Below are 17,571 nucleotides of genomic sequence, written 5' to 3' on the forward strand. Positions count from 1 at the left end.
CCGACCACGCAAGACACTCGACTGGGCCACCCCCGCCGAGGCCATGGCCGAGCTACTCTCACTCACACCACCCGGTGGTGCAACCACGCTCTGAGACCGCCGTGCCTGAGCCGTTCTCGACGGGCGTGTCGTCGGGACGAGCGCCTCACGGGCACAGGGACGCCCGGCATACACAGGAACGGGCCGACCCGCACTGCGGATCGACCCGTTCGTTTCCCCTGAGGGGGTGGGCGGTGGCGGTGGGATTTGAACCCACGGAGGACTTGCGCCCTCACACGCTTTCGAGGCGTGCTCCTTAGGCCGCTCGGACACGCCACCGCCGCCGAGGTTACCTGACGGGTCGGGGGCCACCCAAAACTGCCGAGGTCAGCGACGAGGCCCGAAGAAGCCGGTCAGCAGGGCGGCGCAGTCCTGCTCCAGCACCCCCCCGACCACCTCCGGCCGGTGCAGCGCCCGGCGGTCCCTCGGCAGGTCCCAGACCGATCCGCAGGCCCCGGCCTTGTCGTCCCAGGCGCCGAAGACGATCCGGTCGACGCGCGCCAGCAGGGCCGCGCCCGCACACATCGCGCACGGCTCCAGGGTGACGACCAGGGTGCAGCCCTCGAGCCGCCACGCGGAGCGGGCACGCCCAGCCTGGCGCAGGGCGACGATCTCCGCGTGCCCGGTGGGGTCGTGCTCCGCCTCCCGCACGTTGTGCCCGCGCCCGACCACCTCGCCCCCGCCGTCCACGACGAGCGCACCGATCGGCACGTCCCCGGCGGCGCCCACCCGCCGCGCCTCGAGGACCGCCTCACGCACCCAGGAGGCATACCGGTCCGTCCCCCAGGAGGCACCCACGGGTCCGTCGGGCGAGGTGTCGGCGGTGCGGCTCACGCCCTAGAGTCTGGCGTATGCGCGTCCACGTTGCCGACCACCCGCTCATCGCCCACAAGCTGACCTACCTGCGCGACAAGCGGACCGACACCCCGACCTTCCGGCGGCTGGCGGACGAGCTGGTGACGCTGCTGGCCTACGAGGCGACCCGCGAGGTCCGGGTCTCCCCCTTCGAGATCGAGACCCCGGTGGCGGCCACGACCGGCATCCACCTCGCGACGCCCAAGCCGCTGGTCGTGCCGATCCTGCGCGCCGGGCTGGGCATGCTGGACGGCATGATGCGGATGCTGCCGACCGCCGAGGTCGGCTTCCTCGGCATGGTGCGCAACGAGGAGACGCTCGAGGCCCACACCTACGCCAACCGGCTCCCGGACGACCTGGACAAGCGGCAGTGCTACGTGCTGGACCCGATGCTGGCGACCGGCGGCACGCTCATCGCCGCGATCCGCTACCTCGTCGAGCGGGGGGCCGACGACATCACCGCCATCACCCTCCTCTCCGCGCCCGAGGGCATCGAGAAGGTCCAGGCGGGCCTCGCCGACGTCGAGCCGCCGATCACCCTGGTCACCGGCGCCATCGACGAGCGGCTCAACGAGCAGGGCTACATCGTGCCCGGGCTGGGCGACGCCGGCGACCGGCTCTACGGCATCGTCTGAGCAGGGGTATGCCTCCCGACCAGCCCGCGCGCACCCGCTCCGCGCGGGTCTCGGCCCGGTCGGCCGTGGAGCCGTTCCACGTCATGGAGGTGCTCAAGGCCGCCGCGGCACGGCAGCGCAGCCACGGTGACGTGATCATGCTGTGCGCCGGCCAGCCGTCGACGCCGGCACCCGCTGTCGCCCGGGCGGCCGCCATCGAGGCGCTGGACACCGACGTGCTGGGCTACACCGAGTCCACCGGGATCCTGCCGTTGCGGCGCGCGGTCGCGGCCTATCACCAGCAGATGTCCGGCGTGGAGGTGTCACCCGAGGACGTGGTGGTCTTCCCCGGCAGCTCCGGTGCGTTCACCGCGCTCTTCCTCGCCGCCTTCGACCCCGGCGACCGGGTGGCGATGACGCGGCCCGGCTACCCGGCATACCGCAACAGCCTTGCGGCCCTCGGGTGCGAGGTGGTCGAGCTGGACTGCGGTCCGGGCACGAGGTTCCAGCCCACCGTCGCAATGCTGGAGTCGCTGCCCGAGCCGCCCGCCGGGTTGATCGTCGCCTCCCCCGCCAACCCGACCGGCACCGTCATCGACCCCACCGAGCTCGCCAGCCTGGCCCTCTGGTGCGAAGAGCACGGGACGCTGCTCATCAGCGACGAGATCTACCACGGCCTCAGCTACGGGCGGCAGACTGCGAGCGCCTGGGAGACGAGCCGGGAGAGCGTCGTCGTCGGCTCGGTGAGCAAGTACTTCTCGATGACCGGCTGGCGGGTCGGCTGGCTACTGGCGCCCGCGTCCCTGCGCCGACCGCTGGAGATCATCACCGGCAACCTCAACATCTGCCCGCCCGCCGTCGGGCAGCACGCGGCCATCGCCGCGCTCGGCGAGTCCGCGCGTTGCGAGCTGGACACCCACCGCGAGCGGTATGCCACGACCCGCCAGGTGCTGCTGCGGCGGCTGCCGGAGATCGGGTTGCGGGACTACGCCCCGCCGGACGGCGCCTTCTACGCCTGGTGCGACATCGGGCACCTCACCGAGGACTCGGTGCGGTGGTGCCGGGACCTGCTCGACGACTGCGGCGTGGCCCTCACGCCCGGGGTCGACTTCGACACGGTCGAGGGCCACCGCAAGGTGCGGCTCAGCTTCGCCGGGTCGACCGCCGAGGTGGAGGAGGCGCTGGACCGGATGGCGGCCTCCCCGCTGCTGCGGCCCACCACCTGACCGGTGAGGGTGCTCGCAGGGCTCACCCCGCTCAGACCGAGGTGTGCCGCCGCTCCAGCTCACGCTCCCCAGCACCCGGCGCCCGCTCCGACAGGTCCGCGAGCGCTCGCCGCAGCATGGACCGGATCACGAGCGGGTGCGCGACCCGGACCACGGTCAGGTAGAGGCGGCCCACCGTGGTGTGCGGTCGGGCGAGGGTGCTCAGGGTGACCGACCGCTCCTCCACCAGGACGGAGGCGTGGAAGTCCAGGTGCGAGGCGCCCGTGCTCACCAGAGCCTCCGTCCCGCTCGCCGCCGCGAGGTCGAAGGACGAGCGGTCGCCCTGCTCGATGCCGACCAGGGGCACGAGCAGCTGACGCGCCACCAGGGCCGCCGCGACCCAGGGCGGGACCGTGCCGAAGATCGCGCGGTGCCACTCGCGCGGGTCGCGGCTCACGTGCCGGGGTAGAGGCACCTGCCAGGCGTCCCGCAGCGACCAGTCCTGCCCCTCCTCGGCCCGGCGGAGCAGGACGGCCGCCTCGGGGATCCGCACCTCCCGGACCGACCGCTCGAAGGCCGTGCGCAGCACCCGCACGTAGGGCGTCCAGCGGGCGGGCCGGCGCACAGTGCCGGTCGCGATCAGCTCGGCGTTGTCGAGCAGGTCCTCCAGCACCGCGTCGTGCATCCAGCGCACCGCCAGCGGCCACAGCGCACGCATGGCACCTCGCGGCCGCGCCCGGATCTCATGGGTCAGCCGGGAGGCTGCCGGGCCGGCCGGGTCGATCCGGAGCTCGTGCCACCCGTCGAGGCCGACCTCCGGCGCGAAGCGGAACCGCACCCGGGCACCCGGCTCGAGCTCCTCGACCCGGTAGCGGACCTCGCCGTGTCCCCCGTGCGCGCCGACGACCAGTCCGGGGTCCAGCCGCATCGGCACCCATGCCGGAGCCGGCCACAGCGGGTCGTCGGCCCCGCCGAGCCGGGCGAGCAGGGGCGCCACGGTGGCGGCCGGGGCGGTGACGACTCGTCGGTGGAGGTTGCGCATGATGCTCCCTTCCCTCTGCGGCTGACGGTAGCGTCACGCGCATGGACGGACACGTGCTCGATCGCTCCGACGGCCGCGACGACGGCGAGGACTGGACCGAGAACTTCACCGAGCTCCCCGGCGGGGCGGGCATCTCGATCATCCTGGAGTCGACCGGCGAGGCCGGCGTGGGTCCGCGGTTGCACCGGCACCCGTATGCCGAGACCTTCATCATCCGACGCGGCAGCGCCCTCTTCACCATCGGCGCGGACCAGGTCGAGGGCAGGGCCGGTCAGGTGCTCGTCGTCCCGGCGGGCACTCCGCACACGTTCCGCACCGGCCCTGGGGGCTACGAGGCGGTGCACATCCACGCCAGTGCGACCTTCGAGACCGAGTGGCTGGAGTGAGCTCGGGGGCGACACGCGCGCGGGGATGAGAGTCGGCATACCTCGTCACATCTGCCACACTGACAACAGACCCGTGTCCACTCGTCCAGCGAAAGGCACCTGACATGCCGTCCACGGTCAAGAAGGTCCTGCACTGGCTGCTGTGGGGCTTCCTCATCTACGCGGTGATCACCAACCCGGACCGGGCCGCCGACATCGTCCGCGCCGTCTGGGACATCATCAGTCAGGGCTTCCTCAACATCGGCCGGTTCTTCAACCAGCTGATGGGGACCTGACCGCGGCCGGACCGATGCCCGGTCTCGGCCCGCCGCAGATCAGCCGCCGCGTCGCCCAGCGCTACCTGCTGGCCGACGAGCAGGTCGTCGTGTCCACCCGGTGGCACTGGGCCAAGCTCGTGCGACCCGCGGCCGTCGTGCTGCTGGGCATGTTCCTCACCCTGTGGGTCGCCGCGTCGGTCACCGACCCCGCCGCCACCGGGCTCGCCCTGTGCGTGCTCGCGGTGGTCTGCGCCTGGGCGGGGTGGCAGGTGCTGGAGTGGCGCTGCGAGTGGTTCATCGCCACCGACCGGCGGCTGCTCAAGACCTACGGCCTGATCACCCAGCGGGTCGCGATGATGCCGTTGGTGAAGGTCACAGACATGAGCTACGACCGGACCATCCTGGGGCGGATGCTCGGCTACGGACGCTTCGTGATGGAGTCGGCCGGCCAGGACCAGGCGCTGAGCCACATCGACTACATCCCCGAGCCCGACGAGAAGTACCAGGCGATGTGCGAGACCATCTTCGGCCGCGACGTCCGCGACCCGGGCGAGGACGAGGAGGCCTGGGACGACGAGCCGGACGGTCCCGGACCGGACCGCACCGGGGTGCGTTCTCGCCTCGCCGCCTCGACCGGGGAGGCGCGACGGTGGGAGCCGGTGGACCGTCGTGAGCTGCCCCGAGACTGGGACTGGGTGGACGAGGAGGCCCGTGGGGGTCGGGCCGCCACGCGGCGCCGGGTGGCCGTCGACCCGGACCCGACGCCGCTGCGCTGAGCCCCGGGAGACCGGTCGCTCAGGCCGCCTGCTGGACGTCCAGGGCCCACCGGTCGCCGGTGGGTCGGAAGCCGATCCGCTCGTAGTAGGGCTGGCGCATCCCGGCCGGCGACAGCACCCGGCTGAACCCGCGCCGGGCGAACAGCCCGGACTCGCGGTAGACGAACTCGCCCGGGGAGAAGTCGCGGTGGCTGGGGGTGACCCAGTCCAGCACGATCTCAGCCGTGCCCTCCCCCGCGTCCCGCGCGAGCACGACCCCGACCGTCTCGTCGCCCTGCAGCACGAGGAAGGCGGAGTGCTCCGCGGCCGGCTCGTGCGCGAAGTCCGGGTTGTAGCGGGCGATGTCGTCCTGGTGGACCGACAGGACGTGGCCGAGGTAGCGGTCGTCCGGCTCCACCTCCAGCACGGTGTAGGCCGCGGCGTCGTGCCGGGTGCGCAGCATCCGCCACAGGTAGACGACGTTGATGATCGCCAGCACGACGTTCAGCCCGACCATCGGCCACACCCCGACGATCGCGTTGTAGCCGATGAGCACGATGCATCCCACGAGGTTGATCCACCGCAGCCGCAGCACCCGGGTCTGCAGCAGCGACACCACGAGGATGGCGGAGCCGACCCAGCCGAGGATCTCGATCCAGTTCATGACAGGCAGGGTAGGGGGCGGGCCCGCCGCATACCTAGAATCTGCTCCCATGGCAGTCCGACCCATCACCGTCATCGGCCACAAGGCCCTCCATGCGCGCACCAAGAAGGTGCGCGAGGTCACCGACGAGGTGCGCAGCCTGGTCGACGACATGTTCGACACGATGGCGGCGGCCGAGGGAGTGGGGCTCGCGGCGAACCAGGTGGGATCACGGCTGCGGCTGTTCGTCTACGACTGCCCGGTCCCGGGTGAGGACAACGCCCGCGGCGTGATCGTGAACCCGGTCCTGGAGCGGCTCGGCACCCCGGCACCGCTGGACCAGGAGGAGGACGGCGAGGGCTGCCTGTCCGTCCCCGGTGAGTGGTTCCCCCTGGCACGTCACCCTCGGGCGCGGGTCACCGGCACCGACCTGGACGGCACCGAGCTCGTCGTGGAGGGCGAGGGTCTGCTGGCCCGCTGCCTGCAGCACGAGACCGACCACCTCGACGGCTACCTCTACGTCGACAAACTGACCGGGCCGATCAGGGCCGAGGCCCGCGAGGCGGTCAAGGACCGCGGCTGGGCAGCCGACGGCATCGTGAGGTGGGACCCGTCGACGACCACGGCCGACGAGGTCTGACCCGCGCGCGAGGAGGCGCTGCAGGTATGTCCCGGCCCGGCTCCGTGAGCAGGCGCACCGTGCTCGCCGCCCTCACCGGCACCGGTGCGCTGGCGGCCTGCTCGGGCCAGGTCGACGAGCCGGACCGCTCGTCGACGACCCCGGGAGACGGGACGGACAGGACCGGAGAGGAGAGCGGGATGACCGCTGACGGAGACCAGGCCCTGGGCGAGGGGCGGATCTCCTACGGCGACGACGAGTCGCAGTGGGTCGAGCGGCTGGTGCCGGAGGGCAGCAGCCGGGGCACCGTGGTGGTCATCCACGGCGGCTTCTGGAGGGAGCGGTATGCCGCCGACCTGGGGACGCCGTTGGCGCGCGACCTGACGTCGCGAGGTTGGACCACGCTCAACGTGGAGTACCGGCGGGTCGGCAACGGTGGCGGGTTCCCCCAGACGTTCGACGACGTCCACGCCGCCATCGAGCTCGCGGACGGTGACGGACCGGTGGTCACCCTCGGCCACTCCGCCGGCGGCCAGCTCGCGACCTGGGCCGCGGGTCGGCTGCGGACCGGACGGTGGGACGGTCAGGTCGAGGTGACCCATGTCCTGTCCCAGGCGGGGGTGCTGGACCTCGGCACGGCATACCAGGAGCGCCTGGGCGGCGGCGCGGTCGAGGACTTCCTCGCCGCGACCCCGGACGATCCGCTCTACGACCTGGTGGACCCGATCCGGCAGGTGCCCGTGCCCGCCCCGGTCTGGGCGCTGCACGCCCCCGACGACGGGCAGGTCCCGATCACCCAGTCGGAGGACTACGTGGCAGCCGCTCGTACCGCCGGAGGCGACGCCGAGCTGGTCGAGGTCACGGGCGGCCACTTCGACCTGATCGACGTCGGCTCGCCGGCCTGGGCCGCCGTCGTCGGCATCCTCGACGGCATCACCGAGGCCCGCTGACGAACCCTCTCCCCACCTCGACCGCCCACGGGTTCTCCTACGCAGAAGGTGTTCCTCTGCGGTGATACATCACGGCCGAGGAGCAACTGCTGCATAGGAGTGCAGCAGCAGCCCGTCCCACGTGGCACCGGTCCGACGCCGGTGCGCCGCCACCGCCTCAGTGCTCCTCACCAGGGAGCGAGTGCCGAGGCCGCGGGCACGCTCCACGATGGACCGCATGCGCTCCAGGTCGTCGAGGTCCGACCAGACGAGTCGCGCCACGCCATAGCCCAGGCGACGTATGGCGTCCTCCCGGCACTTCTCCCGGACCAGCGCCGCGCGTCCCTCGGCGCCGGCATACTTCACCGCACCATCGACCTCGACGACGACGCCCAGGTCGGGGAGCAGGAAGTCCACCCTGGCCACGAAGGCCCCGCTCTCCTCGTCGACCACGAACTGGGGGATGACGCGGTAGCCGAGCGCGAGCAGCCGGAGCCTCGCCTTCGACTCGGCCGCCGACTCTGCGGTGGGGCTCACCTGGGCGACGACGTGCCGAGCCGTCGACAGGTGCGGGCGGTGACGCATCGACTCCACCCAGCTCAGCATGGCCTCCCTGGTGGCGAGGCCGGCGCGCAGGGCCGCGTCACCAGCGCAGATGCCGGCATCCGCACCCGCCTCGACCGCGGTGCCGACGACGGCCAGCGCCGGCGTCACCACCGGGTGCCGACCCACGAGGCCGAAGGCGTCCCGCCGAGCGGGGCACGCGTGCACCGTGAGGCCGCCGTGGCTGCGGGTGGCCGCGGTCCCAGCCGTGCGGCTGAGATGCACCCTCGTGAGAGCACCGGACAGGACGGGCAGCCGCCAGAGCAGGGCGCCGCTCTGGTGGCTGGCGGCCACCTCCGTGCGCCCCCGGAGCATCGCGACCACGGTGCGGGTGGCATCCGTCGTCAGGTCTGTGGACGGCTGCACGTAGGCACCGCGGCCCACCCTGCGCAGCCTCCCCCGCGAGCTGAGCCGGCGCAGGTCGTTCGGACCGAGCCCGAGCCTCCTGGCCTCGGCCGAGGTGATCGCGCCGTCGTGAGCGGCGAGGAAGGCCGCGAGCTGGTCCATGCCTGCGATCGTGGGCGCCCCGCTCTCCACCTGCCAGGCGGATGCCCGGATCTGTGGACGACCCCCCGCCCGCCAGCCGGGATGTGGACGCACGGCCGGGGCGCACTCATACGCAGAAGCTGTTCCTCTGCGGTGATGCATCACGACAGAGGAACAACTTCTGCGTATGAGTGTGGCTGAGCTGCCCGGCTCGCTACATGTCCTCGAGCTCGCGGCCCTTGGTCTCCGGCACGAACTTCAGCACGAAGAAGAGGCTCAGCAGGGCGAAGAGGGTGTAGAAGCCGTAGGCGAAGCCCAGGCCCACGTCAGCCATGGCCGGGAAGCTCGTGGAGATGAGGAAGTTGGCGAGCCACTGTGCCGCAGCCGCCACACCCAGCGCGGTGGCGCGGATCGCGTTGTTGAACATCTCGCCGAGCAGCACCCACACCGCCGGGCCCCAGGACATACCGAAGAAGACCACGAAGGCGTTCGCGGCGAGCAGGGCCACCAAGCCGGTGGAGTCGCTCAGCTGCGGCGCCTCGTCCACGATCGGCGCGTTGGCGAAGATCCAGGCCATCGTCCCCAGCGAGAGGAACATGCCGGAGGAGCCGATGATCAGCAGCAGCCGACGACCGATCTTGTCGATGAGCGCGATGGCGACGACGGTCACCACGATGTTGGTCACCGAGGTGATGACGGTCTGGGTGAGCGCGTCCTCCTCGGTGAAGCCGACCGCCTGCCACAGCGTCGAGGAGTAGTAGAAGATCACGTTGATCCCGACGAACTGCTGGAAGACGGACAGCGCGATGCCGACCCAGACGATCGGCAGCAGCCCGCCGCCCGGCTTCATCAGGTCGCGCAGCGATGCCTTGGCCTCCCGGCGCACGGTGCGCTGGATCTCCTTGATCCGCTCCGGTATGCCCGTCATCATCACCCGGCCGAGCACCTCGCGCGCCTCGTCCAGCCGCCCGAGGGTCACCAGGTAGCGCGGGGACTCGGGGATCGTGGTCGCGAGCACGCCGTAGGCGACGGCGGGGATGATCTCCGCCCAGAACATCCACCGCCAGGCGGTGCTGCCCCAGAGCGCCTCGCCGGAGCCGCCGGCGACGTTGGCGAGGAAGGCGTCGGACAGCAGCGCGATGAAGATGCCGACGACGATCGCCATCTGCTGCAGCGACCCGAGCCGTCCGCGGATCGACGCGGGGGCGATCTCGGCGATGTAGGCGGGTGCGATCACCGAGGCCGCACCGACACCGAGGCCGCCGACGACCCGCCAGAAGAGCATGTCCACCGGGCCGAAGGCGAAGCCCGAGCCGATGGCGGAGATGGTGAACAGCGCGGAGGCGATCATCATCACCCGGATGCGACCGAGCCGCTCCGCAAGGCGTCCGGCCAGGTAGGCGCCCGCGACGCAGCCGAGCAGCGCCGAGCTCACGACGAAGCCGGTGAGGACCGAGCCCATCTCGAAGTCCGCGCGCATGGCGTTGACCGCACCGTTGATGACGGCCGTGTCGAAGCCGAAGAGGAACCCTCCGAGCGCCGCCACCGACGCCAGCAGGATCGCCTTGCCCAAGTAGTAGTCGCGCTCCCCGACCTGCACCCGCGGACTCTGGGTCATGTCTGCCACCTTCCTCCCCTGTCCACCTTGACGGGGGGTCAGGTCACAGTGTGACCTGAGACACGTCCAGGAGCCAAGGCGAGCGGCCTCCCAGTCTCAGGACGTTGTGACCCACAATTCGGCATCTGATCCGGAGTTACCGCTGCGCTACGGTGTCCTCGCCACCTCACCACACCCAAGGACGTGACTCATGCGGCTCGCCAGCAGACTCGACAACCTCGGCACGGAGACCGCTTTCGCGGTGGCCGCCGCTGCCGCGGACTGGAAGGCGAGGGGCAACGAGGTCTACCCGTTCCACCTGGGTGACCTCGACTTCCCGCTGGCCGACCACATCGTCGAGGCGATGAACGCGGCGATCGCGGACGGCAGGACGGGCTACTGCCCGGGACCGGGCATACCGGAGCTGCGGGCCGCTCTGGCCGACGACATCGGCACCCGCCGCGGCATGTCCTTCGACCCCGACGAGGTGACGGTGATGACCGGCGGCAAGCCGGTGATCACCAAGTTCCTGCAGGCGGTGATGAACCCGGGCGACGAGGTGCTCTACCCCAACCCCGGGTTCCCGATCTACGAGTCGCAGATCGAGTACCTCGGTGGCGTGGGGAAGGCATACCGCTACCTGCCGACCGACGACGGCTTCGCGATCGACCTGGACCAGGTGCGCGACGCCATCACCGACAAGACCGTGGCGATCATCTACAACGACCTGCAGAACCCGATCTCGGCGGAGTCGACCGACGCCGAGCGGGAGGCGATCGCCGCGCTCGCGCAGGAGCACGACCTGTGGGTGCTCTCCGACGAGGCCTACTTCGAGATGCGCTACGAGGGCGGGTCGACCTCGATCGCCAGTCTGCCCGGGATGCGCGACCGGACGTGCATCCTCTACACCTTCTCCAAGAAGTTCGCGATGACCGGCTCCCGCCTCGGCTGTGCGGTGGCGCCGCCCGAGCTGGGCAAGGTCTTCTCCACGATGAACACCAACGACGAGTCGTGCACCACGCACTACGTCCAATGGGCCGGGATCGCGGCCCTGCAGGGCACCCAGCAACCGGTGGCCGACATGCTGGACACCTTGCGCGCCCGCCGCGACGCGGCGTGCGAGATCGTCGGCTCGACCCCGGGGATGTCGGTGGAGACCCCGCGCTCGACGTTCTACCTCTTCCCGGACGTCACCGAGGCGATCGCGCTGGTCGGGGCGGACGGGCTGGCCGACTTCGCCCAGCAGGCGCTGCACCAGACCGGGGTCAGCTTCTGCACCCGCAACCACTTCGGCAGGCCGCAGGGCGGCGAGGACCGCAGCTACATCCGGTTCGCCTACTCCGGGCTCTCCGAGGAGAGGATCCGCAGAGGCCTCGGCGGGCTGCGCGACTGGATCGGGAGCCACGCATGAGCAGGGTCGTCGTCACCGGCAGGATCCCGAAGCCCGGGCTGGACATCCTGCGGCGGGCCGGGCACGAGGTCGACGTGTGGGACACCGAGGACCAGCAGCCGCGCGAGCAGCTGCTGCAGCAGGTGCGGGGCGCCGACGCCCTGCTCACCCTGCTGACGGAGAAGGTCGACGCGGAGCTGCTGGACGCCGCCGGGGACCAGCTGCAGGTCGTCGCCAACGTGGCGGTGGGCTACAACAACGTCGATGTGGAGGTATGCCGGGAGCGCGGCGTCGTGGCGACCAACACCCCCGGGGTGCTCACCGAGGCGACGGCGGACATCGCGATGGGGCTGATGCTCATGGCGACCCGCCGGCTCGGCGAGGGGGAACGCATCATCCGCGGCGGCACGCCCTGGCAGTGGGGCATGTTCTACCTGCTCGGGTCGGGGCTGCAGCGCAAGACCCTGGGCGTCGTCGGGCTCGGCGAGATCGGCGCCGCGACCGCGCGACGGGCCAGGGCCTTCGGGATGAACGTCATCTACTCCTCCCGCTCGCAGGCCGCACGCGACCTGGAGCTGGAGCTGGGCGCGCACAGGGTGGACATGGACACGCTGCTCGCGGAGTCCGACGTGCTGTCCCTGCACTGCCCCTACTCCCCCGCGACGCACCACCTGCTCAGCGCCGACCAGTTCGCGGCCATGAAGCAGAGCGCCTACGTCATCAACACCGCCCGCGGCCCGGTCATCGACGAGGCCGCCCTGGTGGAGGCCCTGCGCACCGGCCAGATCGCGGGTGCCGGCCTGGACGTCTTCGAGGACGAACCGCAGGTGCACCCCGGGCTGGTCGAGTGCGAGAACGCGGTGCTGGTGCCCCACCTGGGCTCGGCCACGATCGAGACGCGGACGGCCATGGCCACGCTCGCGGCGGACAACGCCGTGGCGGTCCTCGCCGGCGAGGAGCCTCCCTCACCCATCCGGTGACCGACCGCGGACGTGCCGACGACGCGCACGTCCGGAACGGCTCAGGGGCGCACGTGCATACCTGAGCCGGTCATCGCGGGCGTGTCGCCGGGACCACCTCGGCCAGGGCCGCCACCCGCGGGGACAGTCGCTCGAGCGCCGCGTCGAAGGCCGCGTCGGTGGCGGCCCGCACCGGGTCGGGCACCGACCAGTGCAACGCATCAGCACCGCCGAGCTCCTCGTGCGCCCGGTCGCAGACCGTGACGACCAGGTCGCTCGGGGTCAGCAGCCCGTCGACCTGGCGTGGGTCGATCTCGGGCAGGTCGAGTCCGTGCCGCCGGGCGGTCGCCAGCGCACCGGGCGCGATCCGTTCTCCCGGGTGGGTCCCCGCGGAGAGGGTGGCGACCGAGCTGGCCGACCGCCACAGGGCCGCCGCGAGATGGGACCGGGCGGTGTTGGCCGTGCAGACGAAGACGACGCGGCCGGCTGGCCCGAGGTCCGGCGCGGGGTGCTCCTCGCGCGGCGGGCCGTCGAGGGAGACGTAGGTGCGCCGCCCGTCTCCCTCCGAACGCTGCCGGCGCACCAGACCGGCGTCCTCGAGCACCTTGAGGTGGTGGGCGAGCAGGTTCGACGAGAGCCCGAGATGCTCGCCGAGGGCCGAGACGGCACGGTCGGAGAGCGCGAGCGCGTCGACGATCCGCAGCCGCGTGGCGTCGGCCAGGGCCGCGTGGCGCTGCACCCGACGCTGCAGCGTGTCCGTTCGCTCGATGTTCATTGACTCAATCTTGACTGAGCAACCTTTGCTGCGTCAAGATGCCGACGTGACGACACCACCGCTCCCCCGACGGCTGCTGGCCGAGGGCGTCGGGACCGCGCTCCTCGTGACGACCGTCGTGGGCTCCGGGATCATGGCCCAGCAGCTCTCCCCGCACGACGTGGGCCTGCAGCTGCTGCAGAACTCGACGGCCACCGTGCTGGGCCTCTCCGTCCTCATCCTCGCGCTCGGCCCGGTGTCCGGCGCCCACCTCAACCCCGTGGTCACGCTCGCGGCGTGGTTCCTCGGACGTCGGGACGGGTCCGGACCCACGGCCGCCGAGGGGATGGCGTATGCCCTCACCCAGGTCCTCGGCGGCGTCGCCGGGTGCGTGCTCGCCAACCTGATGTTCGCCGTCCCGACGAGCCTGGCGACCACGGACCGGGCCACCGGCCCGCACCTGCTGGCCGAGGTCGTCGCCACAGCGGGCCTGGTCGGGCTGATCTTCGCGCTCCTGCGGGCCGGCCGGGAGGCCGTCGTGGCGCCCGCGGTGGGCGCCTACATCGGCGCCGCCTACTGGTTCACCAGCTCGACCTCCTTCGCCAACCCGGCCGTGACCGTCGGCCGCGTCTTCTCCGACACCTTCGCCGGGATCGCTCCCGCGTCGGCTCCTGCCTTCGTCCTGGCCCAGGTGGTCGGTGCCGCGGTCGGGGTGACGGCCGTCCTCGCGCTCTACCCGTCCCCGCGGGAGTCCACACCCGTCGCCGTCCCGGACGAGCCGGCACCGACCACGGAGGCAGCATCATGACCAGTCCGCTCCCCACCCGGGACGATCCCTACGCCGGGATCGTGGACGACCTGTCCTACAGCTACGAGGGAGTCTTCTCGCGGGAGAGCGTGGTGGCTGCTGTCCGCGAGGCCCGCGACCTGCTCGAGCCCCGCTCCACCATCCGCACCTTCCTGCCCGTGCTGGTCGCCCGGCAGGCGCGGGAGCAGCTGATGGCGGCGGCGCAGGCCGAGGGCACGATGGCCAAGAGGGTGCCCGAGATCCTCTTCGTCTGCGTGCACAACGCGGGCCGCTCCCAGATGGCTGCGGCCCTGGCCGAGCACCTGTCCGCCCGCCGGGTGCACGTGCGGTCCGCCGGGTCGGCCCCCACCGGGGAGATCAACCCCCTCGTGGTGGACGCACTGGCCGAGCGCGGGATCAGCCTCGGCGAGGCATACCCCAAGCCGCTCACCGACTCGGTCATGCACGCGGCCGACGTCATCATCACCATGGGGTGCGGCGACGCCTGCCCGGTCTTTCCCGGCAAGCGCTACGAGGACTGGGACGTCGCCGACCCCGCCGGTCGCCCGATCGAGACGATCCGCCAGATCCGTGACGACATCCAAGGCAGGGTCACCGTCCTGCTGGGGCAGATCCTCGACTGAGCACCCACCACCCGTCACCTCAGGAGGAGCCGATGCGCACCACTCCCACCCCGGCAGCCCGCCCGTCCGTCCTCTACGTCTGCGTGCACAACGCGGGGCGCTCCCAGATGGCGGCGGCCTACACCCATCATCTCTCCGGCGGCGCGGTCGAGGTCCGCTCTGCGGGATCGGCACCCGCCGACTCGATCAACCCCGCCGTCCGGGACGCTCTGCTGGAGGAGGGCATCGACATCTCCGCCGAGACACCCACGGTCCTGACCACCGAGGCCGTGCAGGCCTCCGACGTCGTCATCACCATGGGGTGCGGCGACGCCTGCCCGATCTTCCCCGGCCGGCGCTACGAGGACTGGGACCTGGCCGACCCGGCGGGGCAGGGCGTCGAGGCGGTCCGACCGATCCGCGACGAGGTCCGTGCCCGGGTGCTCGCCCTGCTGAAGGAACTCGGCGTCGATCGCCCCCGGGACGAGGACGGCGGACCGACATGAGCGTCGATCCGCCGGGTGGTGCGGCTGCCCCACCGGGAGCGCGCCCGAAGGGATTCGAACCCCTAACCTTCTGATCCGTAGTCAGATGCTCTATCCGTTGAGCTACGGGCGCTGGCGAACGACAACTCTAACGGATCGCCCAGGGGGCACGAAATCTGCGCAGCTTTCCGCTGCGGCAGTGTGACCAACGACGCATCGGGGGTATGCCGTCGCGCCGCTACCGTGGGAGCGGTCGGGCAGCGCAGCCCGGCGGACACGACTGGCAAGGGCGCCAGGAAGGGATGTGCGATGCACGACGTCATGACCGCGGCTGGGACCACCCACACCGAGCTCGACACCTGGGTGAGGGAGGTGGCGGCGCACACCCGGGCGGATCAGGTGGTCTGGGTCGACGGCTCCGAGGAGGAGGGGCGGGCGATCGAGCAGCTCCTCGTGGACACGGGCACCGCCAGCCCGCTGGCGCAGGACCAGGTCCCGCACTCCTATCTCGCCCTGTCCGACCCGGACGACGTGGCCCGGGTGGAGGACCGCACGTTCATCTGCTCGGTCCGCGAGCAGCACGCCGGGCATACCAACAACTGGGTCGCCCCGGAGCGGATGAAGACCGAGCTCTGGCCCCGCTTCGCCGGGTCGATGGCGGGACGGACGATGTATGTCATCCCCTTCGTCATGGGCCACCTGGACGCCGCCGACCCGAAGTTCGGGGTGGAGCTGACCGACAGCCCGTACGTCGTCGCGTCGATGCGGATCATGGCCCGGGTCGGCTCCGCCGTCCGGGAGCGGATGGAGGAGCTGGACGCGGCCTACGTCAAGGGGCTGCACTCGCTCGGGGCACCGCTGCAGCCCGGTGAGCAGGACGTCCCGTGGCCGTGCAACGAGGAGAAGTACATCGTGCACTTCCCGGAGGAGCGGGCGATCTGGTCCTACGGCTCGGGCTACGGCGGCAACGCGCTGCTCGGCAAGAAGTGCTACGCCCTGCGCATCGCCTCGGCGATCGCGCGGGACGAGGGCTGGCTGGCCGAGCACATGCTCATCCTCAAGCTCACCGGGCCGGAGGGGCAGGTGCACTACGTCGCGGGCGCCTTCCCGTCCGCGTGCGGCAAGACCAACCTGGCGATGATCCGACCGACGCTGCCGGGCTGGGAGGCCGAGCTCGTCGGTGACGACATCGCCTGGATGCGCTTCGGCGACGACGGACGGCTGTATGCCGTGAACCCGGAGTTCGGCCTCTTCGGCGTCGCGCCCGGCACGAACGCGCGCACCAACCCGGTCGCGATGGAGACGATCCGGGCGGGCGGGTCGATCTTCACGAATGTCGCGCGGACCCGCGAGGGTGGCGTGTGGTGGGAGGGGATGACCGAGGACGAGCCCGAGGAGCTGACCGACTGGCACGGGCAGGCGTGGACCCCGGCCTCCGGGACGCCGGCGGCCCACCCGAACAGCCGCTTCTGCACACCGATCACGCAGTGCCCGACGCTGGCGCCGGAGTACCACCGGCCCGAGGGCGTGCCGATCTCGGCCATCATCTTCGGCGGCCGGCGCAAGACCACCGTCCCGCTGGTGACCCAGGCCCGCGACTGGCAGCACGGCACCTTCATGGGCGGGACCCTCTCCTCGGAGACCACGGCCGCCGCCAAGGGTGCCGTCGGGGTCGTCCGCCGCGACCCCATGGCGATGCTGCCCTTCCTGGGCTACGACGCCGGCGACTACCTCGGGCACTGGCTGGACGTCGGCAAGCAGGCCGATGCCGGGAAGCTGCCGCAGATCTTCCTGGTCAACTGGTTCCGACGCGCGAAGGACGGCTCCTTCCTCTGGCCCGGTTTCGGCGAGAACTCGCGGGTGCTCTCGTGGATGGTCCGGCGTCTCGAGGGGGCGGTGGGCGCCCAGGAGTCCCCGATCGGCAACCAGCCCCTGCCCGAGGACATCGACCTCGACGGCCTGGACCTGTCGACCGAGGAGGTGGCGGCAGCGCTGGAGTTCGACGCCGCGGAGTGGGAGGCTGAGATCGGCCTGATCAAGGAGTGGTTCGCCGCCTTCAACCCGGGCTCGCTGCCCGCGGCGATGGAGGACGAGCTGGCCATCCTCGAGCAACGACTGCAGGAGGTTACGCGCTGATGAGCATCATCCCGGGCTCGGAGCCCCGCCCACCCGGCTCCGACCCCATGCTGGCGGACGAGCCGCTCCCCCCGGGCGAGCACGACATCGAGGACACGGTCGACGGTCTAGACCAGCTGGTCCGGGAAGGCGGGTCGGACGAGATCGCCGACGCCCAGGAGTCCAAGGAGCAGCCGGACGAGCCGAACGAGGACGAGGACGAGCCGCCCTCCTGACGGGTCCGCAGCACGCCCACGACCCACGACAGAACCCCCGAGCGATCGCGCTCGGGGGTTCGTGTCGATCCGGGAAGGACCTGGGCGGAGGTGGAGGGATTTGAACCCTCGATCGAGCTATAAACCCGAAACCCGCTTAGCAGGCGGGCGCCATAGACCAGACTAGGCGACACCTCCACGGCGTGGATCAGG

20 protein-coding genes and 3 tRNA genes are annotated in these 17,571 nt (G+C 71.5%); 14 read left to right on the forward strand and 9 right to left on the reverse strand.

All coding sequences use genetic code 11. From position 1 onward, the window contains the following. Nucleotides 1–231: 231 nt before the first annotated feature. Together FXF60_RS12880 and FXF60_RS12885 are read right to left on the reverse strand one after the other, a co-directional pair. Nucleotides 232–318, reverse strand: a tRNA-Ser gene (locus FXF60_RS12880). A gap of 48 nt (nt 319–366) precedes the next feature. After that, nucleotides 367–873 carry a nucleoside deaminase gene (locus FXF60_RS12885; protein ID WP_437440869.1) on the reverse strand — a complete coding sequence of 169 codons (507 nt, stop codon included), beginning with the start codon at nt 871–873 and terminating at the stop codon, nt 367–369. 17 nt (nt 874–890) lie between these two features. Between FXF60_RS12885 and upp the strand changes: the two genes are divergently transcribed. Continuing rightward, complete coding sequence (gene upp / locus FXF60_RS12890) at nt 891–1,529, forward strand: uracil phosphoribosyltransferase (protein ID WP_151526385.1); 639 nt, start codon at nt 891–893, stop codon at nt 1,527–1,529. An 8-nt stretch (nt 1,530–1,537) separates the two neighbouring features. Further along, entirely contained in the window at nt 1,538–2,734 is a 1,197-nt protein-coding gene (locus FXF60_RS12895) for an aminotransferase class I/II-fold pyridoxal phosphate-dependent enzyme (RefSeq protein ID WP_151526386.1), read from the forward strand. Between the two features lie 31 nt (nt 2,735–2,765). On the opposite strand, the gene FXF60_RS12900 is transcribed toward FXF60_RS12895, so the two are convergent. Continuing rightward, nucleotides 2,766–3,755 carry a DUF2867 domain-containing protein gene (locus FXF60_RS12900; protein WP_151526387.1) on the reverse strand — a complete coding sequence of 330 codons (990 nt, stop codon included), beginning with the start codon at nt 3,753–3,755 and terminating at the stop codon, nt 2,766–2,768. 41 nt (nt 3,756–3,796) lie between these two features. Here FXF60_RS12900 and FXF60_RS12905 point away from each other — a divergent pair, with 41 nt between their 5' ends. The 3 genes from FXF60_RS12905 (at nt 3,797) to FXF60_RS12910 (ending at nt 5,174) form a co-directional block, all read left to right on the forward strand. Beyond that, the gene (locus tag FXF60_RS12905; RefSeq protein WP_151526388.1) at nt 3,797–4,141 is read left to right on the forward strand and encodes a cupin domain-containing protein; all 345 of its coding nucleotides are present in this window, start codon (nt 3,797–3,799) and stop codon (nt 4,139–4,141) included. 104 nt (nt 4,142–4,245) lie between these two features. Continuing rightward, the gene (locus FXF60_RS16590) at nt 4,246–4,416 is read left to right on the forward strand and encodes a hypothetical protein (RefSeq protein WP_192796738.1); all 171 of its coding nucleotides are present in this window, start codon (nt 4,246–4,248) and stop codon (nt 4,414–4,416) included. A gap of 14 nt (nt 4,417–4,430) precedes the next feature. Further along, entirely contained in the window at nt 4,431–5,174 is a 744-nt protein-coding gene (locus FXF60_RS12910; protein ID WP_151526389.1) for a PH domain-containing protein, read from the forward strand. 19 nt (nt 5,175–5,193) lie between these two features. Here FXF60_RS12910 and FXF60_RS12915 read toward each other — a convergent pair whose 3' ends face one another. After that, nucleotides 5,194–5,817, reverse strand: a complete 624-nt coding sequence (locus tag FXF60_RS12915) for a YgjV family protein (protein WP_238335851.1) — start codon at nt 5,815–5,817, stop codon at nt 5,194–5,196. A 49-nt stretch (nt 5,818–5,866) separates the two neighbouring features. On the opposite strand from FXF60_RS12915, the gene def reads away from it, so the two are divergent. Next, the gene (gene def, locus FXF60_RS12920; RefSeq protein WP_151526391.1) at nt 5,867–6,436 is read left to right on the forward strand and encodes a peptide deformylase; all 570 of its coding nucleotides are present in this window, start codon (nt 5,867–5,869) and stop codon (nt 6,434–6,436) included. 26 nt (nt 6,437–6,462) lie between these two features. Then, entirely contained in the window at nt 6,463–7,365 is a 903-nt protein-coding gene (locus tag FXF60_RS12925; RefSeq protein ID WP_192796739.1) for an alpha/beta hydrolase family protein, read from the forward strand. 69 nt (nt 7,366–7,434) lie between these two features. Here the strand turns inward: FXF60_RS12925 and FXF60_RS12930 are convergent, their stop codons facing one another. Both FXF60_RS12930 and FXF60_RS12935 read right to left on the reverse strand, forming a co-directional pair. Then, nucleotides 7,435–8,454, reverse strand: coding sequence for a type IV toxin-antitoxin system AbiEi family antitoxin domain-containing protein (locus FXF60_RS12930; RefSeq protein ID WP_192796740.1), 1,020 nt, complete (start codon nt 8,452–8,454; stop codon nt 7,435–7,437). A 193-nt stretch (nt 8,455–8,647) separates the two neighbouring features. Continuing rightward, entirely contained in the window at nt 8,648–10,051 is a 1,404-nt protein-coding gene (locus FXF60_RS12935) for a sugar porter family MFS transporter (RefSeq protein WP_151526393.1), read from the reverse strand. Nucleotides 10,052–10,241: 190 nt separating this feature from the next. Here FXF60_RS12935 and FXF60_RS12940 point away from each other — a divergent pair, with 190 nt between their 5' ends. Together FXF60_RS12940 and FXF60_RS12945 are read left to right on the forward strand one after the other, a co-directional pair. Further along, nucleotides 10,242–11,441, forward strand: coding sequence for a pyridoxal phosphate-dependent aminotransferase (locus FXF60_RS12940; protein WP_151526394.1), 1,200 nt, complete (start codon nt 10,242–10,244; stop codon nt 11,439–11,441). Further along, on the forward strand, nt 11,438–12,400 hold the full coding sequence (locus tag FXF60_RS12945) for a 2-hydroxyacid dehydrogenase (RefSeq protein WP_151526395.1): 963 nt from the start codon (nt 11,438–11,440) through the stop codon (nt 12,398–12,400). The genes FXF60_RS12940 and FXF60_RS12945 overlap by 4 nt, the downstream gene beginning before the upstream one ends. 70 nt (nt 12,401–12,470) lie before the next feature. On the opposite strand, the gene FXF60_RS12950 is transcribed toward FXF60_RS12945, so the two are convergent. Then, a complete protein-coding gene (locus tag FXF60_RS12950; RefSeq protein ID WP_151526396.1) occupies nt 12,471–13,154 on the reverse strand; it encodes a metalloregulator ArsR/SmtB family transcription factor in 684 nt (227 codons plus the stop codon). On the opposite strand from FXF60_RS12950, the gene FXF60_RS12955 reads away from it, so the two are divergent. Genes FXF60_RS12955 through FXF60_RS12965 form a run of 3 tightly spaced genes read left to right on the forward strand, consistent with a single transcriptional unit; the run spans nt 13,147 to nt 15,049 of the window. Then, nucleotides 13,147–13,941 (forward strand): aquaporin, encoded by a 795-nt coding sequence (locus FXF60_RS12955; RefSeq protein WP_151526397.1) that lies wholly within the window; start codon nt 13,147–13,149, stop codon nt 13,939–13,941. The two genes, FXF60_RS12950 and FXF60_RS12955, sit on opposite strands and share 8 nt — an antisense overlap. Next, nucleotides 13,938–14,564, forward strand: coding sequence for an arsenate reductase ArsC (locus FXF60_RS12960; protein WP_151526398.1), 627 nt, complete (start codon nt 13,938–13,940; stop codon nt 14,562–14,564). Before FXF60_RS12955 ends, FXF60_RS12960 begins: the two co-directional genes overlap by 4 nt. A 32-nt stretch (nt 14,565–14,596) precedes the next feature. Beyond that, nucleotides 14,597–15,049: an arsenate reductase ArsC gene (locus tag FXF60_RS12965; RefSeq protein WP_151526399.1), complete on the forward strand. Its 453-nt coding sequence runs from the start codon at nt 14,597–14,599 to the stop codon at nt 15,047–15,049. A gap of 39 nt (nt 15,050–15,088) precedes the next feature. On the opposite strand, the gene FXF60_RS12970 is transcribed toward FXF60_RS12965, so the two are convergent. Further along, nucleotides 15,089–15,161: transfer RNA gene (locus tag FXF60_RS12970), tRNA-Arg, on the reverse strand. Between the two features lie 188 nt (nt 15,162–15,349). Between FXF60_RS12970 and FXF60_RS12975 the strand changes: the two genes are divergently transcribed. Then, on the forward strand, nt 15,350–17,164 hold the full coding sequence (locus FXF60_RS12975) for a phosphoenolpyruvate carboxykinase (GTP) (protein WP_238335853.1): 1,815 nt from the start codon (nt 15,350–15,352) through the stop codon (nt 17,162–17,164). Next, nucleotides 17,164–17,379, forward strand: a complete 216-nt coding sequence (locus FXF60_RS12980; RefSeq protein ID WP_151526401.1) for a hypothetical protein — start codon at nt 17,164–17,166, stop codon at nt 17,377–17,379. The genes FXF60_RS12975 and FXF60_RS12980 overlap by 1 nt, the downstream gene beginning before the upstream one ends. An 85-nt stretch (nt 17,380–17,464) precedes the next feature. On the opposite strand, the gene FXF60_RS12985 is transcribed toward FXF60_RS12980, so the two are convergent. Beyond that, nucleotides 17,465–17,556 (reverse strand) — tRNA-Ser (locus tag FXF60_RS12985). Between the last annotated feature and the right edge of the window lie 15 nt (nt 17,557–17,571).

This window comes from Serinicoccus kebangsaanensis (genome assembly GCF_008919445.1).
Classification (GTDB): Bacteria; Actinomycetota; Actinomycetes; order Actinomycetales; family Dermatophilaceae; genus Ornithinicoccus; species Ornithinicoccus kebangsaanensis.

Bases quoted from the DNA above. Each gene is read 5' to 3' on its own strand.
- FXF60_RS12955 (WP_151526397.1), top strand. From the start codon at position 13,147: ATGTTCATTGACTCAATCTTGACTGAGCAACCTTTGCTGCGTCAAGAT.
- FXF60_RS12935 (WP_151526393.1), bottom strand. From the start codon at position 10,051: ATGACCCAGAGTCCGCGGGTGCAGGTCGGGGAGCGCGACTACTACTTG.
- FXF60_RS12960 (WP_151526398.1), top strand. From the start codon at position 13,938: ATGACCAGTCCGCTCCCCACCCGGGACGATCCCTACGCCGGGATCGTG.
- FXF60_RS12930 (WP_192796740.1), bottom strand. From the start codon at position 8,454: ATGGACCAGCTCGCGGCCTTCCTCGCCGCTCACGACGGCGCGATCACC.
- FXF60_RS12950 (WP_151526396.1), bottom strand. From the start codon at position 13,154: ATGAACATCGAGCGAACGGACACGCTGCAGCGTCGGGTGCAGCGCCAC.
- FXF60_RS12925 (WP_192796739.1), top strand. From the start codon at position 6,463: ATGTCCCGGCCCGGCTCCGTGAGCAGGCGCACCGTGCTCGCCGCCCTC.
- FXF60_RS12980 (WP_151526401.1), top strand. From the start codon at position 17,164: ATGAGCATCATCCCGGGCTCGGAGCCCCGCCCACCCGGCTCCGACCCC.
- FXF60_RS16590 (WP_192796738.1), top strand. From the start codon at position 4,246: ATGCCGTCCACGGTCAAGAAGGTCCTGCACTGGCTGCTGTGGGGCTTC.
- FXF60_RS12945 (WP_151526395.1), top strand. From the start codon at position 11,438: ATGAGCAGGGTCGTCGTCACCGGCAGGATCCCGAAGCCCGGGCTGGAC.
- FXF60_RS12940 (WP_151526394.1), top strand. From the start codon at position 10,242: ATGCGGCTCGCCAGCAGACTCGACAACCTCGGCACGGAGACCGCTTTC.
- FXF60_RS12895 (WP_151526386.1), top strand. From the start codon at position 1,538: ATGCCTCCCGACCAGCCCGCGCGCACCCGCTCCGCGCGGGTCTCGGCC.
- upp (WP_151526385.1), top strand. From the start codon at position 891: ATGCGCGTCCACGTTGCCGACCACCCGCTCATCGCCCACAAGCTGACC.
- FXF60_RS12900 (WP_151526387.1), bottom strand. From the start codon at position 3,755: ATGCGCAACCTCCACCGACGAGTCGTCACCGCCCCGGCCGCCACCGTG.
- FXF60_RS12915 (WP_238335851.1), bottom strand. From the start codon at position 5,817: ATGAACTGGATCGAGATCCTCGGCTGGGTCGGCTCCGCCATCCTCGTG.
- FXF60_RS12910 (WP_151526389.1), top strand. From the start codon at position 4,431: ATGCCCGGTCTCGGCCCGCCGCAGATCAGCCGCCGCGTCGCCCAGCGC.
- def (WP_151526391.1), top strand. From the start codon at position 5,867: ATGGCAGTCCGACCCATCACCGTCATCGGCCACAAGGCCCTCCATGCG.
- FXF60_RS12905 (WP_151526388.1), top strand. From the start codon at position 3,797: ATGGACGGACACGTGCTCGATCGCTCCGACGGCCGCGACGACGGCGAG.
- FXF60_RS12975 (WP_238335853.1), top strand. From the start codon at position 15,350: ATGACCGCGGCTGGGACCACCCACACCGAGCTCGACACCTGGGTGAGG.
- FXF60_RS12965 (WP_151526399.1), top strand. From the start codon at position 14,597: ATGCGCACCACTCCCACCCCGGCAGCCCGCCCGTCCGTCCTCTACGTC.